The sequence below is a fragment of the Enterococcus casseliflavus NBRC 100478 genome (assembly GCF_001544095.1).
GTDB classification, from domain to species: Bacteria; Bacillota; Bacilli; order Lactobacillales; family Enterococcaceae; genus Enterococcus_D; species Enterococcus_D casseliflavus.
The window spans coordinates 1-1,450 of record NZ_BCPT01000042.1 but is presented as its reverse complement, the minus strand read 5'-3'; the positions used below and the strand labels follow the sequence as shown (position 1 = coordinate 1,450).

Annotated in this window: 1 protein-coding gene; it reads left to right on the top strand. The window is 37.4% G+C overall.

Translation table 11 applies throughout. The annotated features are described in order from the left end of the window. The first annotated feature begins 134 nt into the window (after positions 1 to 134). Entirely contained in the window at positions 135 to 1,430 is a 1,296-nt protein-coding gene (locus tag ECA1_RS16650) for an ISL3 family transposase (RefSeq protein ID WP_060793125.1), read from the top strand. Positions 1,431 to 1,450: the final 20 nt, after the last annotated feature.

The window sequence follows — 1,450 nt, the reverse complement described above, 5'->3', positions numbered from 1 at the left end:
CTCTATAATTTATGGGACTGATGAATCAGAATTGATTCTTCAGTCCCATTTTCATTTTAGGTATTAAAAAACATATCGTTCTCTAGTATGATTAAATCACCACAAAATAAACAACTGAGAGGACGATATGCTATATGAATGATTCTATCAAAAAAATGCTGAGAATAATAGAGAAAGATTTGTTGATTACAGAGCTCTCTTACGAGACCCTTCAGAAGAAAAAGACGTTGGTCGTCGATGCTGTTCTCTCGCCTACTCCTCGTGCTTGTAGAAGTTGTGGTTCTACTGTGGTAGATGGAAACGGGAAAGCAATTATAGTGAAAAATGGGAAGAAGGAAACGATTGTCCGTTTTGAACAATACAATCATATGCCTTTGGTTATGCGCCTAAAAAAGCAGCGCTATACCTGTAAAAACTGCCGAACCCATTGGACGGCTCAAAGTTATTTTGTCCAACCCAGACATTCAATCGCAAATCATGTTAGATATAAAATTGCTTCTTTACTGACTGAAAAAGTATCTTTATCTTTTATTGCGAAAAGCTGTCAGGTATCTTTGACCACCGTTATTCGTACATTGAAAGAGTTTAAAAGCTATTTACCAAAGCAATCTAAGAAGATTCTCCCCAGAGTATTGATGGTTGATGAATTTCGTTCGCATGCTTCTATAGAAGATAAAATGAGCTTTATTTGTGCAGATGGCGAAACAGGAAAATTAATAGATGTTTTGCCTACGCGTAAATTACCTCGATTAACAAGCTATTTCTTAGGTTGTACCAATCCAGAAGAAGTAGAATTCTTGGTGACAGACATGAACGCCGCCTACTTCCAGCTCACCAAACGTGTTCTGCCAAATGCGAAAGTCGTGATTGATCGGTTTCATATTGTCAAACACATGAATCAAGCGTTCAATGAGTTGCGTATCCGTGAAATGAATGAACTGCGTAAAGTCGGACAGAAAAGCCAGGCAGAAAAACTGAAAAAGAACTGGCGCTTTTTGCTAAAAAATCGTGCAAACATCAACCATTATGAATACAAAACATGGAAAAGTTTCCGAGCACCAAAATACCCATTTCTTACTGAAGCAATGATGATTGATCGATTGCTTGAGTTTTCTACGCCCCTGAAGGAGGCGTATCCCTTTTTTCATGAATTAGTTGAAGCCTTTCGAGACAAAGACCCTAACCTATTTTTCTCCTTATTGGCAGAACTTCCCGAAACGTTAGATGACGGCTTTCGAGAAAAGCTTCAAAACCTTCTTACCCATGAAGAAGGCATCACCAACGCAATGATCTATCCTTATTCCAATGGAAAAATAGAAGCGAAGAATACCCACATAAAGACAATGAAACGAGTATCCTACGGATTTAAATCATTCGAGAACATGAGAATTAGAATCTTTTTGATCAATCAATTAATCAATGTAAGATAACAAAAAAATCTGAGCCAGAA

Excerpts from the sequence above, each read along its gene's own strand:
- ECA1_RS16650 (WP_060793125.1), top strand. The coding sequence starts at position 135 with ATGAATGATTCTATCAAAAAAATGCTGAGAATAATAGAGAAAGATTTG.